Annotated in this window: 17 protein-coding genes and 1 pseudogene; 10 read left to right on the forward strand and 8 right to left on the reverse strand. The window is 64.5% G+C overall.

Features of this window, described 5'->3' with window-relative positions; all coding sequences use genetic code 11:
• The first annotated feature begins 3 nt into the window (after positions 1–3).
• The 4 genes from KX816_04840 to KX816_04855 are packed head-to-tail and all read left to right on the forward strand — an operon-like array spanning position 4 to position 5,060.
• Positions 4–1,224, forward strand: a complete 1,221-nt coding sequence (locus tag KX816_04840) for a beta-lactamase family protein (protein ID QXQ07356.1) — start codon at positions 4–6, stop codon at positions 1,222–1,224.
• Entirely contained in the window at positions 1,221–2,960 is a 1,740-nt protein-coding gene (locus KX816_04845) for an acyl--CoA ligase (protein QXQ07357.1), read from the forward strand. Before KX816_04840 ends, KX816_04845 begins: the two co-directional genes overlap by 4 nt.
• Entirely contained in the window at positions 2,957–4,201 is a 1,245-nt protein-coding gene (locus tag KX816_04850; GenBank protein ID QXQ07358.1) for an acyl-CoA dehydrogenase family protein, read from the forward strand. The genes KX816_04845 and KX816_04850 overlap by 4 nt, the downstream gene beginning before the upstream one ends.
• Positions 4,202–4,235: 34 nt before the next feature.
• Positions 4,236–5,060 carry an enoyl-CoA hydratase gene (locus KX816_04855; GenBank protein QXQ07359.1) on the forward strand — a complete coding sequence of 275 codons (825 nt, stop codon included), beginning with the start codon at positions 4,236–4,238 and terminating at the stop codon, positions 5,058–5,060.
• Between the two features lie 177 nt (positions 5,061–5,237).
• Here the strand turns inward: KX816_04855 and KX816_04860 are convergent.
• Both KX816_04860 and KX816_04865 read right to left on the reverse strand, forming a co-directional pair.
• Positions 5,238–5,416 (reverse strand): annotated as a pseudogene (locus KX816_04860) (alpha/beta hydrolase).
• 73 nt (positions 5,417–5,489) lie between these two features.
• Positions 5,490–6,326, reverse strand: coding sequence for a helix-turn-helix transcriptional regulator (locus KX816_04865; protein QXQ07360.1), 837 nt, complete (start codon positions 6,324–6,326; stop codon positions 5,490–5,492).
• 93 nt (positions 6,327–6,419) lie between these two features.
• Here KX816_04865 and KX816_04870 point away from each other — a divergent pair, with 93 nt between their 5' ends.
• Complete coding sequence (locus KX816_04870) at positions 6,420–7,310, forward strand: SDR family oxidoreductase (protein QXQ07361.1); 891 nt, start codon at positions 6,420–6,422, stop codon at positions 7,308–7,310.
• A 665-nt stretch (positions 7,311–7,975) separates the two neighbouring features.
• On the opposite strand, the gene KX816_04875 is transcribed toward KX816_04870, so the two are convergent.
• From KX816_04875 to KX816_04885, 3 genes are read right to left on the reverse strand one after another with little or no spacing between them, the layout of a single operon-like run.
• Positions 7,976–8,269 carry a hypothetical protein gene (locus tag KX816_04875; GenBank protein QXQ07362.1) on the reverse strand — a complete coding sequence of 98 codons (294 nt, stop codon included), beginning with the start codon at positions 8,267–8,269 and terminating at the stop codon, positions 7,976–7,978.
• 57 nt (positions 8,270–8,326) lie between these two features.
• Positions 8,327–9,076, reverse strand: a complete 750-nt coding sequence (locus KX816_04880; protein ID QXQ07363.1) for a hypothetical protein — start codon at positions 9,074–9,076, stop codon at positions 8,327–8,329.
• Positions 9,077–9,099: 23 nt separating this feature from the next.
• Positions 9,100–9,717 carry a DUF938 domain-containing protein gene (locus tag KX816_04885; protein ID QXQ07364.1) on the reverse strand — a complete coding sequence of 206 codons (618 nt, stop codon included), beginning with the start codon at positions 9,715–9,717 and terminating at the stop codon, positions 9,100–9,102.
• Positions 9,718–10,604: 887 nt separating this feature from the next.
• Between KX816_04885 and KX816_04890 the strand changes: the two genes are divergently transcribed.
• The gene (locus KX816_04890; GenBank protein QXQ07365.1) at positions 10,605–11,672 is read left to right on the forward strand and encodes a zinc-binding dehydrogenase; all 1,068 of its coding nucleotides are present in this window, start codon (positions 10,605–10,607) and stop codon (positions 11,670–11,672) included.
• Positions 11,673–11,693: 21 nt separating this feature from the next.
• On the opposite strand, the gene KX816_04895 is transcribed toward KX816_04890, so the two are convergent.
• The gene (locus KX816_04895; GenBank protein ID QXQ07366.1) at positions 11,694–11,933 is read right to left on the reverse strand and encodes a hypothetical protein; all 240 of its coding nucleotides are present in this window, start codon (positions 11,931–11,933) and stop codon (positions 11,694–11,696) included.
• A gap of 243 nt (positions 11,934–12,176) precedes the next feature.
• On the opposite strand from KX816_04895, the gene KX816_04900 reads away from it, so the two are divergent.
• Positions 12,177–14,090, forward strand: coding sequence for a PAS domain S-box protein (locus KX816_04900; protein ID QXQ07367.1), 1,914 nt, complete (start codon positions 12,177–12,179; stop codon positions 14,088–14,090).
• Between the two features lie 356 nt (positions 14,091–14,446).
• Complete coding sequence (locus KX816_04905; protein QXQ07368.1) at positions 14,447–14,815, forward strand: response regulator; 369 nt, start codon at positions 14,447–14,449, stop codon at positions 14,813–14,815.
• A 19-nt stretch (positions 14,816–14,834) separates the two neighbouring features.
• Here the strand turns inward: KX816_04905 and KX816_04910 are convergent, their stop codons facing one another.
• Positions 14,835–15,905: a PAS domain-containing protein gene (locus KX816_04910; protein QXQ07369.1), complete on the reverse strand. Its 1,071-nt coding sequence runs from the start codon at positions 15,903–15,905 to the stop codon at positions 14,835–14,837.
• Between the two features lie 494 nt (positions 15,906–16,399).
• Here KX816_04910 and KX816_04915 point away from each other — a divergent pair, with 494 nt between their 5' ends.
• Together KX816_04915 and KX816_04920 are read left to right on the forward strand one after the other, a co-directional pair.
• On the forward strand, positions 16,400–16,690 hold the full coding sequence (locus KX816_04915; GenBank protein QXQ07370.1) for an SWIB/MDM2 domain-containing protein: 291 nt from the start codon (positions 16,400–16,402) through the stop codon (positions 16,688–16,690).
• 209 nt (positions 16,691–16,899) lie between these two features.
• Positions 16,900–17,781 carry a hypothetical protein gene (locus tag KX816_04920; protein ID QXQ07371.1) on the forward strand — a complete coding sequence of 294 codons (882 nt, stop codon included), beginning with the start codon at positions 16,900–16,902 and terminating at the stop codon, positions 17,779–17,781.
• A 434-nt stretch (positions 17,782–18,215) separates the two neighbouring features.
• Here the strand turns inward: KX816_04920 and KX816_04925 are convergent, their stop codons facing one another.
• Positions 18,216–19,784 (reverse strand): hypothetical protein, encoded by a 1,569-nt coding sequence (locus KX816_04925; GenBank protein ID QXQ07372.1) that lies wholly within the window; start codon positions 19,782–19,784, stop codon positions 18,216–18,218.
• Positions 19,785–19,842: the final 58 nt, after the last annotated feature.

Genomic DNA, 19,842 nt, shown 5'->3' on the forward strand with positions numbered 1-19,842 from the left:
CCGATGACCAGCACAACGGTGACCGTGCACGGCGTATGCGACAGACGTTTCGCCGCAGTCCGGGAGGAGTTCGAGCGCAACTTCGAGACACGCGGCGAGGTGGGTGCGGCCGTCGCGATCTCACTCCGCGGCGAGCCGGTGGTCGACCTGTGGGCAGGGACGGCGGACCGGGACAGTGGCCGCCCGTGGCAGAAGCAGACCAGCGTCGTCGTATTCTCGGCGACCAAGGGCATGGCGGCGACCTGCCTGCATATGCTCGCCGACCGCGGGGAACTGGATTTCGACGCGCCAGTCGCGAGCTACTGGCCGGAGTTTGCCGCCAACGGCAAGGCGGGCGTGACCGTGGCAATGGTGATGAGCCATCAGGCGGGGCTACCCGTCTGGCATGAGCCGCTGCCTGAACGGGCGATGCTCGATTGGGAACTCGTCACAGGCCGCCTGGCCGAACAGGCGCCGCAGTGGGAGCCGGGCACGACGCATGGCTACCACGCCATGTCGCTCGGATTCCTCGAGGGCGAGATCTTCCGACGTATCGCTGGGCGGACGATCGGCAGCTTCTTGGCCGACGAGGTCGCCGGCCCGCTCGGTGCCGAGGTGTGGATCGGCCTGCCCGAGGCCGAGGAGATCAACGTCGCCACCACCTATCTCGCTGAAACCAATCCCACTTCGCCGATCTTCAGCAAGCTGATGGCCGAGCCCGAGTGGTTCGGGTGGAAGCTGATCACCAACACTGGCGGTGACGGCGCGGCCGCGATGGTCAATTCGCGCGAACGGCACGCAGCCGAGATACCGGCGGCCGGCGGCATCGCCACTGCGCGCGGGTTGGCGCGGCTCTACGCGCCGCTCTCGGCGGACGGCTCGATGGACGGCATCCGGCTCGTCGCGGCGGACGCCGTCCCACTCATGAGCAAGATCAGGGCCGCATCGGATATCGACACCGTACTGCGCGTGCCGACCACTTTCACGCTCGGCTTCTCCAAATGCTGGGGTGACCGCCGTCTTGGCCAGGGCGAGCACGTCATCCTCGGCGAGCACGCGTTCGGCACGCCGGGTCTCGGCGGCAGTATCGGTTTCGCCGATCCGGAGGCCGGGATGTCGTTCGGCTACGTCATGAACCAGCACGGCAGCGGCGTCGGCCTCAACGACCGAGGCCAGAGCCTGATCGATGCCGCGTACCGTTCGATCGGCTACTCGTCGTCGGCAAGCGGCCCCTGGACCCGATGAGCACGAGCGCAACCGATGCGGTGATCGACGCGACCTGGGCCGAACTCACTGCAACGGGAGCGGACTACGAAGTAACGACCGTCCAGTTGGATGGCCTGAGCGTCCGGACCTACGCCAGAGCACCGAGCACGATGACCGAGGTCTGGACCGCGAGCGCAGCGTTCGGCGACCGCGACTATCTCGTCTTCGACGGCGAGCGCATCAGCTACCGCCAGGCCCATGTCGCCGTCGCGTCGGTGGCCCACTGGCTTCGGAGCGTCGGAGTTGCACCCGGCGACCGTGTCGCCATCGCGATGCGCAACTATCCCGAGTGGATGCTGGCCTACTGGGCGGCCCTCTCCGTCGGGGCGGTCGCGGTCGGCATGAACGCCTGGTGGGTGGCGGAAGAGCTCGCCTTTGCCCTCGATGACGCGGCGCCGAAGGTGGTGTTCTGCGATGGAGAGCGGCGCGAGCGCCTGACCGCCTGGGCGGCAAGGTCACCGAGCGCGAGGATCGTGGTCGTGCGAACAGATGTCCCGCCGGGTTCAGTCGCCTGGTCGGAAGTCGCCACGGCAAACACGGCGACACTGGCGCACCTATGCCTACCCGACGACGACGCGTGCATATTCTACACATCCGGCACGACAGGCACCCCCAAGGGGGCGCAACTCACCCACCGCGGCTGCGTCAACACGCTCGTGAGTATCGGCTTCGCGACCGACTTGGCGCGGATTTCTGCGGCACGGGAGGCGGGACGGATACCTGCCGAACCGACCGTGCCCGTCGCCTTGGTGACCACGCCGCTCTTCCACGTGACAGCCAACAACAGCCTCGCGCACCCCGTGACCGCCGTCGGCGGTGCCTTGATCCTCATGTACAAATGGGATGCCGCCGAAGCCCTGCGTCTGATCGAGGCCGAGCATGTTACCGTCATGTCCGGGGTGCCGACGATGCTGCGGGAACTGCTTACGCACCCCGACGCGCTCACCCGGGACCTGTCGACCCTGTCGACGTTGAACGGCGGTGGTGCGGCGGTATCCCCGGACCTGGTCTCGCGCGTCTCGGAACGTCCCACCGGCATGCAGCCGAGCACCGGCTTCGGCATGACCGAAACCTGCGGCATCGTCAGCGCGATCTCCGGTCCGGCCTTCGCACGCCGTCCGACGAGTTGCGGGAGGCCACTGCCGACGTTCGAAGTCAAGGTCATCGACGACGCGGGGACGGCACTGCCCCAGGGCTCCATCGGCGAACTCTGCGTGAAGGGTGCCGGCGTCATCAAGGGCTACTGGAACCGTCCGGAAGCCACGGACAAGAGCATTGTGGACGGCTGGCTGCGTACCGGCGACATTGGGCGCATCGACGATGCCGGCTACCTATTCATCGTGGATCGCAAGAAGGACATGGTGCTGCGCGGCGGCGAGAACGTCTACTGCGCGGAGGTCGAGGCGGCCCTGTATCGGCACCCGCACATCGCCGAGGCCTGCGTCTTCGGCGTGCCGGACGAGCGCCTCGGCGAGGAGGTTGGGGCGGCTGTCGTGCTCGGGCGCGATGCTTCGATGACGGAGGTCGAGCTTCGTGAGCACACCGCGGCCCTGATCGCCGCGTTCAAGGTGCCTCGGCACATCTGGATTCTGAGCTCCCCGCTGCCGCGGAACGCGAGCGGCAAATTCCTGCGCCGCGAACTGCGTGACAAGCTGTCTGCCGCGACGGCGCGGCCATCGACCAATCAACCCCCATCACGAGAAGGCGCGCCATGATCAGCATCGACCAGGAGGCGGCGATGAACGACCTGCGCATGTCCGACGGTGCCCGGCCGTTGTTCGAGGCCGTCAAGCGGCACATCGTGGAGAACGTAGATCCCATGACCGCGGAGTTCGTCCGGTTGGGCGAAGCCCGGACGGACCACTGGAGCTTCGCGCCCGGCCAGCTCGACCTGATGGAGGCGGCCAAGGACAAGGCGCGCGCCGCCGGCCTCTGGAACTTCTTCCTGCCCAATGCCGAGACCGGCCAAGGACTCAGCAACCTTGACTACGCCTACATCGCTGCCGAGCTCGGCAAGTCGCCGCTGGCCTCCGAGACGCTCAATTGCTCCGCTCCGGACACGGGCAACATGGAGGTGCTCGAGCGCGTCGGTACGTCGGCTCAGAAGCACGACTGGCTGGAGCCCCTGCTCCAGGGCAAGATCCGGTCGGCCTACGCGATGACCGAACCGAACGTAGCGTCGTCGGATGCAAAGAATATCAGCACGACGGCGGTCCTCGACGGTGACGAATGGGTGATCAACGGGGAGAAATTCTACATCTCGGGCGCCGGAGACCCGCGATGCAAACTGCTGATCACCATGGTCAAGACCAGTCCCGACGCACCGCCCCACCAGCAGCAATCCCAGATCCTGGTGCCGAGGAACGCCCCGGGCGTGACCATCCTCGGTCCGATGCACATCTTCGGCGAGGACCATGCGCCGTTCGGGCACATGCACATCCGCTATGACAACGTCCGGGTCCCGCGCGACAACATCCTCCTCGGCGAGGGCCGGGGGTTCGAGATATCGCAGTTGCGGCTCGGACCCGGCCGGATTCACCATTGCATGCGGACGATCGGCAAGGCCGAAGTCGCACTTGATCTGATGGTGAAGCGTGGGAAGTCGCGCCAGGCTTTCGGACGCGAGCTGATCATGCTCGGCAAGAATCTCGAGCAGGTGTCGCGGGCCCGGATCGAGATCGAGGCCATGCGCCTGATGGTGCTCAAGGCCGCCAAGGCGATGGACGTGCTTGGCAACCGCGAAGCCCGTGTCTGGGTCAGCATGGTCAAGGCTATGGTCCCCGAGCGAGCCTGCCTGATTATCGACCAGGCGATTCAGATCCACGGCGCCACCGGCATGTCGAAGTGGACGCCACTTGCCGACCTCTACACCGACGTGCGCCACCTCCGGTTCGCCGATGGACCTGACGAAGTCCATCACATGGTCGTCGGCCGCGCCGAGCTGCAGCGCCACTGACCCGCCCCAACCCGCACAAACACAGGAGCGCTTCATGACCGACGTGATCGACACCGGCACCACCGAGCTACTGGCGACGCTGAACGCCGGCGTCCTTACCCTGACGCTCAACCGGCCCGAGGCCCGCAACGCGATGACGGCGCCGATGATCATCGCCCTGGCCGATCAGCTGGAGAAGGCGGAGACCGACGGCAATGTCCGTTGCATCGTCCTGACGGGTGCCGGGAAGGGCTTCTGCGCCGGCGGCGACGTTAAGGGCATGGCGGAGGCCGGTGACGGCACCGTCGGCTCCAACACCATCGACGGCGCCATCCACCGCCAGCGCATCGCGCAGCGTAGGACCGCCGGGAAGCTATTCACGATCCCGAAGCCGACGATCGCAGCGATCAATGGACCCGCTGCGGGAGCCGGACTCTCGCTGGCGCTGGCCTGTGACATGCGCATCATGGCCGACGGCGCATTCATGACAACCGCGTTCGCGAAAGTGGGCTTTTCGGGCGACTACGGCGGCACCTACTTCCTCAGCAAGCTGGTCGGTTCGGCTAAGGCGAGAGAGCTCTACTTCCTGTCGGATCGCGTCGACGCGGCAGAGGCGATCCGACTTGGACTGGCCAACTGGTCGTGCGCACCGGAAGAGCTCGCCGCCCGAACCGAGGCTCTGGCGCAAGGCCTGGCCGCGGGCCCGAGCGTCGCCTACCGGTACATGAAGGAGAACCTCAACCGCGCGATGGGCGGAGGCCTGGAGGACTGCCTGGACCTCGAAGCCACACACCATGTGCACTGCGGCCAGACCGCGGACCATCGCGAAGCAGCGCAGGCCTTCGTCGAGAAGAGGCAGCCGGTTTTCACGGGGCTCTGACCTCCGCCCGTTAAGGGCGGCTCGGGCTCCTCCCTCCTAGGCAGGTTCCGATACGCAGACCGGCTTCCATCGCGTAGGCTTCTGACTCGCTTCAACGACGATTCTGCTATGTCTTTAATCGCCGAACAGCAGAAAATTGAGTGGAGGAATGACAGCCTGTTGGATCGACGAGACCCGTCCAATCGCGAGCACGGGGATCGAAAGTTTCCTTGCGGTGGCCAGCATTGCCCGGTTGTGGATTGCGTCCTGATCGAAGGCGGCAAACTGGGCGAAGCCCGAATGCATGGCGCCCGGCACCGCGTACCGCTTCGCGTAGTGCTCCCCCGCGAGCCTTCCGTGAACCGTACCGGTGTCGCCGGCCGAAATCGAAAATTGAACAATCGGCATGAGTTGGAACGCGGATGGCGCGGGGGAGTGGTCGCGACCTGGTCAGTGCTCGCTAACGCCCAACAGGGCACGCAGCCGCTCTGCATCGGTCGGAGAGGCGGGGTTGTAGACGATCATTCCCAATTCCGGCCTGCCTTCGACGGCGAACGAGGAGAATTCCATCGCGAGCAGCCCCGCGTCGGGGTGATGAATACGCTTCAGGCCCTCGCCGTGAGCGACCACGTCGTTGTCCTGCCAGAGCGCCTCGAACTCGGCGCTAACGCGGGACAGTTCTGCGACCAGCCGAGAGGCCGCCGCGCTGTTGTTCGCCCCCGCCCGTGCCACGTCGGCGCGAAAGGCGCCGACGACGAAGCGGGCGATGTTGTCCCAGTCCTCGTTCCGGGCGCGGACCTGGTCGCTGCCGAACATCAGGCGGAGGATGTTGCGTCCTTCGCGCGGTAGCTTGGGATAGTCGGTCAGCAGCAGCGCCGCCGCCCGGTTCCAACCGACGACGTCCCACATTGCCGTCTTGATGATCGCCGGGCTGAGCACCATCGCGTCGAGCACGCGCTGCAGCCGGGGGCTGATCCCATCGACCGGCTGGTAGCGCGCCTCCGGCGGACGGCCGAGGCCGAGCATATAGATGTGTTCGCGTTCCGGCTCCGTCAGCATCAACCCTTTGGCGATCCGGTCAAGCACGTCGGCCGACGGTGCACCGCCGCGGCCCTGTTCCAGCCACGTGTACCACGTCGGACTGATGTTCGAGCGGCTCGCCACCTCCTCGCGGCGCAGTCCCGGGGTGCGCCTACGCCCTCCGCCGAAACCGAACGCCGCAGGATCGAGCCGGGTGCGGCGATCGCGTAGATAGATGCCGAGCTGGTTGCGCGCTTCGCTGGCCATGACAGATCCTGTTGCACGTTATACCACGATAACGTCACTAGTTTAACACGTTCACGCTCATCTCGATAAGCTGCTTCGACAAGGAGATTTATCATGCGCGTGTTTCTGACCGGTGCGACCGGCTTCATCGGCTCACAAGTCATTCCCGAGCTTCTCGATCGAGGCCATCAGGTGCTCGGTCTCACGCGCTCTGACGCTGGCGCCCGTGAACTCGAGGCGGCCGGCGCCGACGTGCACCGCGGCGATCTTGAGCGGCCCGAGACCCTCGCCAGCGGCGCGGCGGCGGCCGACGCGGTGATCCACTGCGCATTCGACCACAATTTCGAGACCTTCTTCGCGAACACGAGAAAGGACGAGCGCAACATCGCCGCCATGGGCGAGGCGCTGGAGGGGACGCAGAAACCCATCCTGATCACCTCGGGCGTCGGCATCGGTACGCCGCTGGGCGGCGGCCCGGCGACCGAAGACGTCCTCAACCCGCGCCACGCCAATCCCCGCATCGCGACCGAGCTCGCCGGCGCGGCGCTGATTGCGCGGGGGATCGACGTGCGCACCATACGGCTGCCGCAGGTGCACGACGTCACCAAGGCCGGGCTGATCACGCCGCTGATCGCCGAGGCACGCCGGGCCGGGGCGGTTGCGTATCTGGGCGAGGGGAGTACTCGCTGGTCCGCGGCCCACGTCAGCGACGTGGCAAGACTTTACGCGCTGGCGTTGGAGAACGGCGAACCAGGCGCACGGTACCATGCGTCAGTAGAAGAGGGTGTCAGCGCATGCGCCATCGCCGAGGCGATAGGCAAGGGTACCGGGCTGCCGGTCCGGTCGGTGGCCTCCGACGAGGTCGAACGCTACTTCGGTTGGATGGCGCCCTTCGCAGGGCTCGACATGACCGCCTCGAACGCCTGGACCATCGAGCGGCTGGGGTGGACCCCGACAGGCCCCGATTTGCTCAGCGACCTCGCCGCGATGGACTATTCTCATTGAACTAAGGCTGTCTCCATCCCTGCCCGCTGATCGTGCCTGCAGGTTCAGCGATCCCGGCGACGGTCACAGGCGTCAGGTCTTGCCCAAGAGCCGCACCTTCGATTGAAAGTCTTCGTCGCCCAGATCGGCTCTACGACACGGTCGTCCTGCCGCGAGCCAGGCAACTGCGCTCAAGGTCTGGGGGAAGCGTCAAAACCTGTTCACCGGGGGGGGCAGGCTCGCATCATCGACAAGACGATTGCGGCACGCTGCGTAGCGAACCTCGTACGCTCCTACCGGTTCGCGGGTCTGTCCGGGTGACGGATCGCATGCTGCCAGTCCGCGGCGGGGGGTTTGCATGATCGGCCGCGCTACGGAGCATCGACGACACGTGCACCGGCGGCGGTCCCGAGCCGCGCAAGAAAATACTATCATGGCAGACGTTACGTGCTGAAGGTGAACTCCTGTTACGACGTGTCCTGGAATGCGTTTGCGCGGCCAATACGCAAGTAAAACCTGCGCCAGCCGGGAGGGGAAGAGGACAGTCGTTCGACACTGGATCGTGGGCCCGACTTCAAGCCCGTGATAATTGTCCGTATCAGGGGTTTGACAATCGCGCCGTTCGATAAGGCTCGACTGCCTGCGGTCGTCCTTAGGGTACTGATGGCCGCAAGGGGAGCTGCCGTTCAGGCGGCCGCGCTTCCGGCGTCATCTAGTTCCAGCTGCTCGACGAGGACGCCGATCGCCGTGCCCTTGAAGGAGCCGGTTGAGACGCCCTCGATCTGGATCGGGTGCTCCGGCGTCAGCGTCGCCGCTTCCTGATGTTCTGGGTCGAGGCTCTGCCAGGCGCGGACGGCACCAAGTAGGCTCGTGACTTCCGCGAGGTCGGTGTCGCCGCGATGGACGTTCTCGAGCGAGGCGCTCATCCGCCAGTCGATCTGCGGCGTCATCGCGTCGTTGCCCCATGTCGCTTCGTTCATGACGTGATCCTCGATTTTGCAAGCCGGGCCTGACCCTACAGCCAAGCGTCGGCAAGGCTATGGAAGTTTCCGGACGAGCGGTACGTTGCCGTCCGCCCAAGTGTCGGCAATGGGCCTGGTCGGAAATGAAGCCGTGCCGACGCTAGACAGGCCGTAGACGCCGGGTTTGACGCGTGCGAACCAGCCATAGACGTTGCGACGCAGGATCGCGCCCGCATCGTCAGCCAGCAGCTTGAGGTCGCGCGGTCGCAGAGGTCCGGCATGCAGTGCCTCGGCGCAGGCCATGGCGCGCTGACGGTACGCCGTCATAATCGGTTGCCTGGTCGAGCCGCCGCTGGTCGGGTCGCCGCGTCTGCCCGCATGCTCTTTGAGCAATCGTCGGCGCAGCGGCAGATCTGCTCTCGGCCGGTAGCGCTGGGGCTCGGCGACGACCGTCACCATGCCCCGTTTGGTGTCGACGGTAAGTAATCCGAGCCCGAGCAGCCGGCAGAGCCTGTGGACCCGCCCGTCCTGATCGCGGCCACGCCGTGAAGCCGTGACGGCGAGATAGACCTGATCGGCGGCGCGAAATCGATCGACGGCCTGAAGCACGAGCTCGAGCGTGAACGATAGCTTCAACTCGGTAACGACGACGAGGGGTGGCTCGCCCTCTCGGACCGCGACGACGTCGCAACCGCATATCTCGCCTTTGACCTCGAAGCCCTGCGCCTCGAGGAAGACCTTAACGGCGGGATAGAGTGCGGTTTCCTGCACCGGGGTCAAGATCACCGGCTCGGCGTCAGGGGCGCGGGCGGCGGCAACGGTCACGGCGGCACGACCCGCTTCCCGGGTCACGAGCGACGAAACACTAGCGACAGGTTGTTTGCCGGCATCGGAATGACGCCGTGTACGAGCAGTCCCGACTTCGAGGCTTCGGCCTCGACGTCCCCGAGGTCCCGCAGGCCCCATCCAACATGACGCTGGCGAAGATCCTCGTCGAACGTGGCGTTGCTAGGGGCGAGCGGCACGCCCGCCCGAGCGAAGGGTCCATATAGGTAGAGCAGGCCTCCCGAAGGCAGCAGTCTGCCCGATTCCCTCATCAGGCCCTGGGTCGCCGACCATTCACTGATGTGCACCATATTGATCGCCAGGATCGCTTCGACCTCGGCCACCGGCCACGGCGAAGCGCTCGAATCGAGATCGAGCGGTGGACGGACGTTGGCAAGTCTGTCGTGAGCCGTCCAGGCTGCGATCGAGGCTCGTGCGGCCGGCGACGGATCGGAAGGCTGCCAGTCGAGATGCGGCATGTGGCCGGCAAGATAGGTGATGTGCTCGCCGCTGCCGCTGGCGATCTCGAGGATCGTACCACGCTGGGGTAGTGCGTTCCGCAGCACGCCGAGGATCGGGACGCGATTGCGGAATACTGCCGGCGAGGTCAGGCGCGCCTCGTTAAGATCCTTCAGGCTCATTGGTGCTGTACTCTGTCTTCATATTGCAGGCGGGGTCGCGCTCGTTTCACTGCGGCCCATCCAAAAACCGGGCATCAGCGCTGCGTATCGGTCTTCTCGTCGGCCGTGGCGCAAAGCATCGATACCATCAGCGAGAATGGTGGCCCGGCGCAAGCTGCAACAGCTCGACCGGATCATGCACTTTGTGGAAACCCTCGCGCCCGTCATGGAGCTGCCTGCCGGGGTTGCGGAAGAAGCTGCTGGAGGACACGCTGCCTGACGAGCCGAAGCCCATCCAACCCCACGGGGGACAGCTCGTCGGCAAACTTTCAGACCAGAGTAAGTTGGGTCGGGCGCAGACTGGAGACAATGGATGGTGAACCCCTGCTTAGCTTTAGTACTCAGCATCGATGATCCAGACGGGACAGGACGGGTCCGGGTCAGGATTAATCGAGCTAAGTTCGCGACCCGGACTGTCTGGGCCAACGTACCGCAACCGTATTTCACCGGAGCCCCGGCTCTGGGTCCAGAAGTCGGAGATGATGTACTGATCGTATTCGAGAAAGGAGATATTCGATTTCCGTATGTAGTTGGTCGTATTCGAAAAATTACCGACCGAACGATTCGATCGTCCGTGACGGAGTTTGATTCGTCCGCCCCGGCGTTTTCTTGTCCGTAATTGTCGTTGCCTAATCCGACGCCCTCAAGAAGTTCTGCGTTTCCAAGGACCGCAGCTGTGTGCGAGGTCGAGTTCCAGCGGTGCTCCAGGGCCAGTGAGGCGAGAGCTCACTTGCCCCCTAGGGCGCCGCCTTGGCGTTCAGCAGTAGAAGCCACCGGGGTCATCGCGATGGCGCCGTGCAGCGTTGCTGCATGACACTCCAAGAAAAGGACGTGCTTTGAAAGCCGCGATGTTTTCCCGCATCGGCGAGACGCCGATGGTTTGCGATCTTCCCGATCCCGTCGCTGAGGCCGGCGACGTCGTGGTCGACGTCGTGGCCGCTCCGGTACTCGCCTACGCGCACGAGGTTTTCTCGGGCCAGCGTCCGATGCTGTTCACGTTGCCGTTCGTGCCGGGCACGGGTGCCATCGGCAGGATTAGTGCGGTCGGCGCCGGCGCGACTGATACGGTGGTAGGTTCATGGGTCTATTGCGATCCCACCCTGCGGGCCCGGGATGGTCTCGGCTTGCCGGCGATCTCGCTGCAGGGGCTTACTGCAAACGGCCCAGCAGCGGTGGCGGTCCAGCGTCAGTATCCGAACGGAAGCTGGGCCGAGAAGCTGCGCCTGCCGCTCGAGAACATCGTCCCTCTCGGCGATGTCCTAGCTGGCGACGCGGCACGTTGGTTGATGCTCGGTACATTGTTGGTCCCCTATGGCGGGCTGTCCAGCGTTGCGCTGACCGCTGGCGAGACTGTCGTGATCAACGGTGCGACCGGCAGCTTCGGCAGCGCGGCTGTTGCTGTAGCTCTCGCGATGGGCGCTGCGCGCGTGGTGGCGACGGGGAGGAACGCGGAGGCGCTCGACGAGCTGGCGCGGCGTCACGGCGACCGGGTGCGGATCGCACGCATGCTGGGCGAGGAAGCGACCGACACGGCGACGATCCAGGCAGCGGCTGGCGCACCCATCGACGTGGTGTTCGACATCCTGCCCCCGCACGCCCAACCGACGCAGGTGCTGACGGCGGTCCGTGCTGTACGGCCCGGCGGGCGGATCTCGCTGATGGGCGGTGTCGGTATGGCGGGCGACGGCGACCTGACTCTGCCGTATCCGTGGCTGATGCGGAACAACATCACGATCAGGGGCCAGTGGATGTACCCCCGTGCGGCGGTCCCCCGCCTTATCGCAATGGTGCGAAGTAGCCAAATCGACTTGACCCGGTATCATGTCGCCGAGTTCGCACTCTCCGACGTCGGTGATGCGATTGCCCATGCCGCAACAACAAGCGGCCCGTTCAATCGGACTGCGCTCAGAATGTAGTTTGTTTGATCACGGAGGCGGTCAGGTAGTCGGCTTCAAAATCGCTTGGAAGCTGTTCCCCCCCATTCGGTTTCGTATCCTGGGGGTAAGCGTGGCTAGAGTTGCACCAAGAGCAACGCTTTGTCCAAACACGACGTTGATGATCGGATCCTCGGCAGCTGCCGGCCCGATAATACCCCAGCTTGCCGTCGCGAAGGTTCGCCCGCCGTCGCTGGCGCCGCGGATGATCGGTGCCTGACGCTTCGGATCGAACTCGTTCAAACTGGCAGGCTGGCATCGCTGGATACGCCGAACAGACGACGTATCGCTTAGACGTTTTGGTCATGCGAAGAGGTTGCAGATCGCCCGTCACCTTGCTGACCGCAGCCGGTCCGAGCAATACCCTTCCATTTCCGACTGCTTGCGCCGCGAGCCGGCACCCTCGCGCCGGCCCCACTACCGACCTTCGGGGTCCGCAACGATGATAATGGTTTCGGCGGTCAAAGGACCTGCTAATCAGTTAGCATGCAGGTTCCTTGGGATCCGGATTCGTCCGAGGAGACGTCGCGGCGGGCCGCGCTTTCCCGCTATGACATTCTGGACACTTCGAGCGAGCCGGAATTCGACGACATCGTCTTCCTCGCCGCACAGATCTGCGGTGCGCCGACGGCGTTGATCAGCCTGATCGACGGACGACGGCAGTGGTTCAAGGCTGCCGTTGGTATCGAAGCCAGGGAGACCCCACGTGACGTCGCTTTCTGCGCCCACGCGATCGCGCAGACGCAGATGATGGTTGTCGAGGATGCCCGGCTCGACGAGCGCTTTGCGGATAATCCCTTGGTCACCGGGGAGCCGCACGTCCGGTTCTACGCTGGCGCTCAATTGCGGACACCCGAAGGCGTGGCACTTGGTACACTGTGCGTGTTGGACACCCGTACTCGAAGCCTGTCTGAGGACCAGCAGTCGGCATTGAAGGTGCTCGCCCGGCAGGTCATGGACCGGTTGGAGACGCGAAGGCTTCTCGCCCAGACCCGCATAGACGCCTCACGCCTCCGTTTGATTATCGAAGCGGCGGTCGACTACGCGATCATCACGACGGATCTGGATGGCATCATCGAAAGCTGGAGTGCCGGTGCGGCGCGAATGTTCGGAAGGGACGCCGATATAGTAATCGGACGGCCCTGCGCGATGCTCTTCACCGATAGCGACCAGGCGGCCGGCGTGCCCGAAGCCGAAATCCGCAATACGTTGGCGTGCGAGCGGGCGCATGATGAACGCTGGCATCCGCGGTCGAACGGCGAGCTGTTCTGGGGTCGTTGCGAAATCATCACGCTGCGCAGTCCCGGGTCGCAGCCGCTCGGACTCCTCAAGATTCTGCAGGACAGGACTGCACCCCGCGCGGCGGAAAGGAAGCTACGCGAAAGCGAAACCCGCGGCAGGCTGGCGCTCGACGCCGCGGAACTTGGCGCCTTCGAGGCCGTGCCCGGCTCGGGCGAAGTCTTCGGTGACGAGCGCGCGCACGAGCTGCTGGGACATGCCGACACCGAGGCGGTTTCGTTCGATGAACTGATGGCCCGCTTGCACGTAGAGGATCGTGAACGGTTCGATGCTGCGGTGCGGGCCGCGATCGCGGCTGGCAACGAAGGGCGTCTCGACATCGACTACCGCGTCCTCGTAGCCGCGACCGCCGAGATCCGTTGGCTGCGGTCGAGAGCGCGGGTGATCAAGTTGCCGGGTGAGCGCCTCCGGCTGGTCGGTACGGTGCGCGACATCTCGAGGGAGCGTGCCGCAGACGAGCATCGCCGCCTGCTTTCCAACGAGTTGCAGCATCGGGTCAAGAACACCCTCGGCGTCGTGCAGGGTATAGTCGCTCAGTCGCTGCGCACCGTAGCCACCCCTGCCGAAGCGCGTGAAGCTATCAGTAGCCGGCTCACGACCCTCGCTCATGCGCATGATCTGCTCACCCAAACGAGCTGGCAATCGGCGAGGATTCACGCCGTCGTTCAAGGTGCCGTCCTCGTCCACTTGGCCGAGCCGGACCGCGTCGTCGTCGAAGGTCCCAACATCGAATTGAAGGCCCGCTCGGCCCTAGCTCTCTCGATGGCGCTGCACGAGCTCTTCACGAACGCCGTGAAGCATGGCGCGTTGTCCAATGCGGACGGTAGCGTCGAGCTCCGATGGGCGGTCGGAGACGGGAACGGCAACGGTTCGAAGTCATTCGACATAGTCTGGCAGGAGGAGGGCGGCCCGCAGGTATCGCCGCCGACCCGCAGTGGCTTCGGAACACGGCTCATCGGAGCCAGCCTGAACGGCGATCTCGGCGGCCGCGGGGTCGTGGAATATCTCGAAGCGGGCGTGAGGTGGTCGCTCGCGACGACAGTCGAAGCTCTCCAGGAAGGAGAGTTGCAGTCGCCTAGCCCGGCAGGCAGCAGCGGATGACACTGGGCATCAGCTGTCGCTGGATAGGCGGTCGGGTGCACGACCATTGAAAATGGCAACAGCGTCCGTGGTTCTGAGAAGCTGGACCTGATATTGCCTGCGACGCCAGCCAACGAAACGTGGTCGAGCCCTTGCGGAGGCGGTCGTCCGAGAGTGATCGGCAGCCGATCATCACTACCGTTTTGGCGATCGCACCTTATGGTTCCGAGATTGCCGCCTGAGCGGCCGGCGGATCGAATACCCGCACGCGGGGTTGTAACTCGGACGCATCGCCGATGCGCTGATTGCGACTGCCGGAACGCGGGTCTTGCCTGACCATGTTCCCGAACGCTCGTCTCCAGGTGGAAGGTGCGCGTATGGTGGTCGGCGAAGCTCGTCCGGTGGTCCTCGTCGTCGAGGATGAGGCCATGATCCGCATGGGGGCTACAGCGCTCGTCGAGGATCTGGGATTGGAGTTCTATGAGGCTTCGGGTGCCGACGACGCCATCACTCTGCTTGAACAGCATTCGCACATCACCATTGTATTCACCGACATCCAGATGGCGGGGTCGATGGATGGGCTCGAGCTCGCAGCATATGCTCGGAAGCGCTGGCCGCCATTGAAGTTCATCATCGTCTCTGGGAACCACATAGCGGAAGCAGGGGAGATGCCAGAGGGTGCCGTGTTCTTCCGCAAACCCTATGGCGACGCCGCGATCGGCGAGGCGATCCGCGCTTTCTCCTGAAATGAGGGACTGCGTCTCGCTAGACGGCCTGGACCTCCGGCTCATCTGCAATACCGTCAACAAGTCGCAGTTTGGTTTCGTTGACGATGATCGATGTACCTGGGCGCCCGGGCGCGACGCGGACGGTCGCGTGTAGCTGCTTGGCGAGCGCGTTGACGATCGTGGTGCCCAGACCGGCTTTGGCGTCGGGCATGTCGCCGGGCATCCCTACGCCGTCATCGTCGACCGTCAGCTTCCACCCCGTGGCGCTGTCCGAATAGCCTACCTGAATCTCGCCGTGCCGGTGGTCGGGAAACGCGTGTTTCAACGCGTTGATGACGAGCTCGGTCACGATGAGGCCGATGCTTACAGAGGCGTTGGGACCGGCGCTGCTGTCATCGACATCGACGGCGATCGACAGCTGATCGTGATCAGCGATCATCGACGCCCCGATGCTCTGGCAGAGCTGGCCAAGGTAGGGTTTCATGGCGACGTCGGCCAGGCTGGACACCGCCAGCTGACGCTGAAGTTCGGCGACGGACATCACGCGATTGTGCGCGTTCGTGAGGTGATCGCGAAGTTCCTCGGACTGCGTCTTGCGGGCGCTTTGCATCAGCACGCTGGCGATGATCTGCAGGCTGTTGGCGATCCGGTGCTGCAGCTCCTGCAGCATGACCGATTTGTCGCGAACGAGCTCGTCCCGAAGACGGTCACTGGCGCGGGCGTCGGTAACGTCGAGGATCGCGACGAAGAGGCGGACAGCCTCATGGTCGTCGTAGTCGAGCCGATGTGCGTTGATGCAAAGGCACCTTACGCCGCGATTGCGCGTACGCAGGTCCAGTTCGTAGTTCTCGATCTTCGCGCCACCTGAAGCCACCGCGGTCAACAGCGACCGCAAGCGTGGCGAATCCCATTCGCCGGTTCCCAACGAGAACATCACCCGGCCGGTGACGTCGTCAGGGTCGAGTTCGAACTGCCGGCAGAACGCTAGGCTCGCGGCCACGACATCGAGTTTTCCATCGAGCAGTAGGAGGGGGGTTCCGGCAGATGCAACCATGGCGATCGCCAAGGTAAGTTCAACGGCGGGCGGCGGCGGCGTGAGGTGAGCCATCGTTTGTCCCTTTCTAGGGACCGGAGACTCGCAGCGTGAAAGCCATACCCGGCAGGCGGTTTTAATCGGGGGTGCGCGGTGCTGACCTTGCCACCCCAGTATTGTACGTTAGCACACCAAGCCGAGGGTCCGTCACGGATTCGAAACGCCGATATCCGTGGTTCGAAGGCGACAAGCGTCGCTGGTGCTTCATATTCGCAGAGTGCGCGGTCTCATTGAATGCCAAATATCGTCTACCAGTCGTTCGCCGTCGTCATGATAGCCTGACCGTGCCGAGGACGTGCGTGCCTTGGTGTTGCGTAGCTGATCGCAGCCGCCGCGTTTGCTTCGTGAAATGCGGCGTCCCGATACTTCGATAACACAACAGCGCCGGAGCAATGATAAATGTGCAAGATCGCTTCACTCGATTTACGATCGGACATGCACATTGGTCGGGGTTGCCAGCCGGTCGCCCCTGCTCGATACGTTTCGGACAACCAACCAGAAAGTTAATCATGCCGACGACCGTCAAGAAGGCAGCGAAGGCGCCAGCCGCCGGTGCCAAACCGAATGCGTTACAGAAGCCGCTACAGCCGTCGCCGGAACTCGCCGAGATCGTTGGTAGCGATCCGATCGCCCGCGGTCAGGTGGTCAGCAAAGTTTGGGACTATATCAGGGCCCACAAACTGCAGAACCCCGCGGACAAGCGCGAGATCCTCGCAGATGCGAAACTCAAAGCTGTATTCGGCAGGGACAAGTGCACCATGTTCGAGATGAACAAGTATCTCGCCCAACACCTGAAATAGCGGTGCCCGCCGCAGGCCGACTTGACCGATAATCTCCGTCGCGCACCGGCCGCTGTTCTGCGGTACGGCTCGGGTGATCGTTGACCTGACCAGCCGGCAACGACGAATGCTACGCTCCTCGGTCCACCGCCGCCTGCTCAGCCGAGCCGCAGAGACGACAGCTGTCGCGTGGGACATGAATACGGCGCGACATGAAGCGGGAGGCTTCGATGCTGGTTAAGTGGCTTCATCATGTCCAGCTGGCCATGCCACCCGGGGGCGAGGAGACCGCGCGTGCCTTCTACGTGCAGTTGCTCGGCATTCCGGAGGTCGAGAAGCCGGCGGGCTTGGCCGGGCGAGGTGGCTGCTGGTTCGAGCACGGCGCCCTGAGGGTTCATATCGGCGTGGAGCCGGTGTTCATGCCGGCCCGGAAGGCGCACCCGGCCTTCGTCGTCTCCGGTCTTTCCGAACTTGCCGAACGTCTGGAGGCGGCAGGCTTCCAGACGTCGCGGGATTTGCCGGTCTCGGGACACGACCGGCTGAGCGTCGCGGACCCGTTTGGCAACCGCGTCGAACTCATGGAGCCGACGGGACTCGACGAGCGCCTCGGCAGCGGCATCGATGCGGCGGCGGCGGCGGCGGCGGCTGCGGCTGGCATGGGCGCGCCGCCCGCCAACGCGACACTTCAGCCGTTGGCGTTCCTCGCCGGCGAATGGCGGACGACCGGGACGCATCCGCAGGTCCCGGGCGAGACGTTGAAGGGCAGGACATCGTTTACGTGGTGCGAAGCCGGGGCATTGCTGTTGATGCGGTCGACTGTGGACCATCCGCTGTTTCCAGATGGCACGGCGGTCATCGGCGGCGACGGGTCGTCGCGCCGGTTCGCGATGATCTATTGCGACGAGCGCGGGGTCTCGCGCCTGTTCGACGTGACCACCGGGCCTCGCACGGCGGTCTGGCGCCGTGACGATCCCGCGTTCTCGCAAGAGGTCACGATTTCGGCAGGCACCGACGGCGAAACCCTGACCAGCGTGGGTCGGATATCCGTCGAAGGCGGACCCTGGACCGGCGACCTGTCCCAGATCTTCGTTCGTGAATTGGACGAGGAATAGGCCGATGACGGTCGCAAGCGCGGGATCCGCTGAACGCCGCCTGCGAGACTACCGGAGCTCAGGCTCCCTGCAGTTTGGCCAGCATGAAGCCGACGAAGTCGGCGAGGAAGTGCGCGACCATGATCGACTTAAGACCCCGGCGCCGCAGGGACAGCAGCGAGGATCGCCGCGCCGAACGCGACAACGATCAGCTGCGCATGAGCGGCAGTGGCACCGTATCCGGTACCTGGACGAGGGAAGTTCTCGGATGGCAGCCACGGGGGATCGGACTGATCGCCGATATCGATTGGCCAGAGTATTAGATGAGCGTGCCCAGACTTCCAGCATATCCATGCGCAGCCATAGTGGCGCGACAGCGTCCAGAAGCACGTCTTTCCTATGTCGCGTTCAACGGCGACGGCGCTGGCTGTCATCGCCGCTGTTCCTAAGTACGATTAGTTTGGATCCGATCCTTCGGTCGTCTGAGCATCTCCCACGCCGGCGTCCGCCGGCATGGCGTTGAGGGCGTTGTCGAGCGCCAGCACCCCCGGTGCGCTGGCAAGCCGCCGGTAGTCATTCTTGAAACGTTTTAAGGCATCAGCGTCGCTGGTCGAGAAGGCGAACGGTTCGAGTAGTAGCGGCTTTCCAAATTCCGCCGTCCAGCGTCCGCCTGTGCGCGATTGACTGACGAGCGGGAAGCGCTGGATCCCCGCGAAGACCCAGTCGCCGACCTGTACCGCTGCGAAAGCGATGCCGGCGGTGAAGTCAGGGATCGCCGTCGGCTCATGGAGCTCAACTGCCAACCGCATCTCGGTCGCATTGATGAAGCGGTGGAAGTCACCGATCCGCTGGGCCTGTGCGACGTCGGCGATGGATACCGCGGGAACCTTCGTCCTGAGATGCCGAGAGACGAGCGCCAGCGGCAATGCGAGTTCCGCGATGTCGGCGAAATGATCCTGGTCCGGAAGGGCGTCCATTCTTGCTGTCGCGCCGAGAGCGACCTCGTCCTCCACGGTCACGCGCACGTCGATATCGCCTTTGCCAGCCCAGCGCACGAAGCTCAGCGTCTTCACCAGCTCCGCCGGCGAGGTCTTCTCATGCCCGTCGAAGTGACCACGGATGGTCGCAGCGCCCGAGGGGGACCAGACGATGTCGAGGTTCGCCGCACGGAAGCGATATCTGTAGCTGTCCGCGGGCAGACCGAGGTTCGGCGGGACGATGACGTCGGCGACCAGATCGACGATGGTGCCGTCGGGGCCGCGCATGCGGATGTCGGCGGTCGCAACCGGGTGTGCCTGCATGGACGCGCGATAGGTCGCGCCCTCCGGCACGAATGAGGGGAGCGGGATGTCGACGCCGAGGCGGCGCGCGCCGATTTCGAAGCCCTGCACCGGAATGTCGCTGGTGAGCCCGATGGTGTGGTCGATGAGTTCGTCGATGGAACTAAGCGGCCCGATTTTGATCTCGCCGACAAGCGAGGGCGGCGGCACGATGGCCGCCTTCACGGCTGCATAGTCGGCGCCGATGCGCCGTACCGTTTGCGCCATCCAAGGCAGGATGCTCTGACCATGGTGCAGATCGGCCTTGGTCATCGTGAGGCTGAACGTCTTCTTGTTGAAGTCGTCCTCGGACGTTCCGTCGCGGCTCTCCTCGCGGGCGCGCCTGAGTATGCGCTCAAGGAGTTCTCCCCAGACGTGGACCGCATGCCACGTCGCGACGTCGCTGCCGGCGGGAAGGGTCGCCAGCGCCACGAAGCAGGGATTCGGGCTCGTCGCGAGCTTGACTGCGTTGCTGAGCGTCAGGGTGACGGTCAGACCATCGGCCTCGTGGCTCTTGGTCTGCACGAAAACGGCCGGCAGCCTTGACTGCATGTCTGCCGAGACCCCGACGATGGTCTCGTGCTGGAACTGCACGATATGGTCCCAGCCGTGGTCGTCTTCGATCGCCGGGTTGCAGGTGATACCGAGGTCGGAACAGAGCGTGCCGAACCGCTTTTCGGCAGAGCGCCCTAGATTGCGAACCATGTTCGGGGAATAGCCTGATATCGCACCGAAGGCGATGGCCTTAACAAGCGCGGAAGGT

The sequence above is a fragment of the Sphingosinicellaceae bacterium genome, from assembly GCA_019285715.1.
Lineage (GTDB): Bacteria > Pseudomonadota > Alphaproteobacteria > Sphingomonadales > Sphingomonadaceae > Glacieibacterium.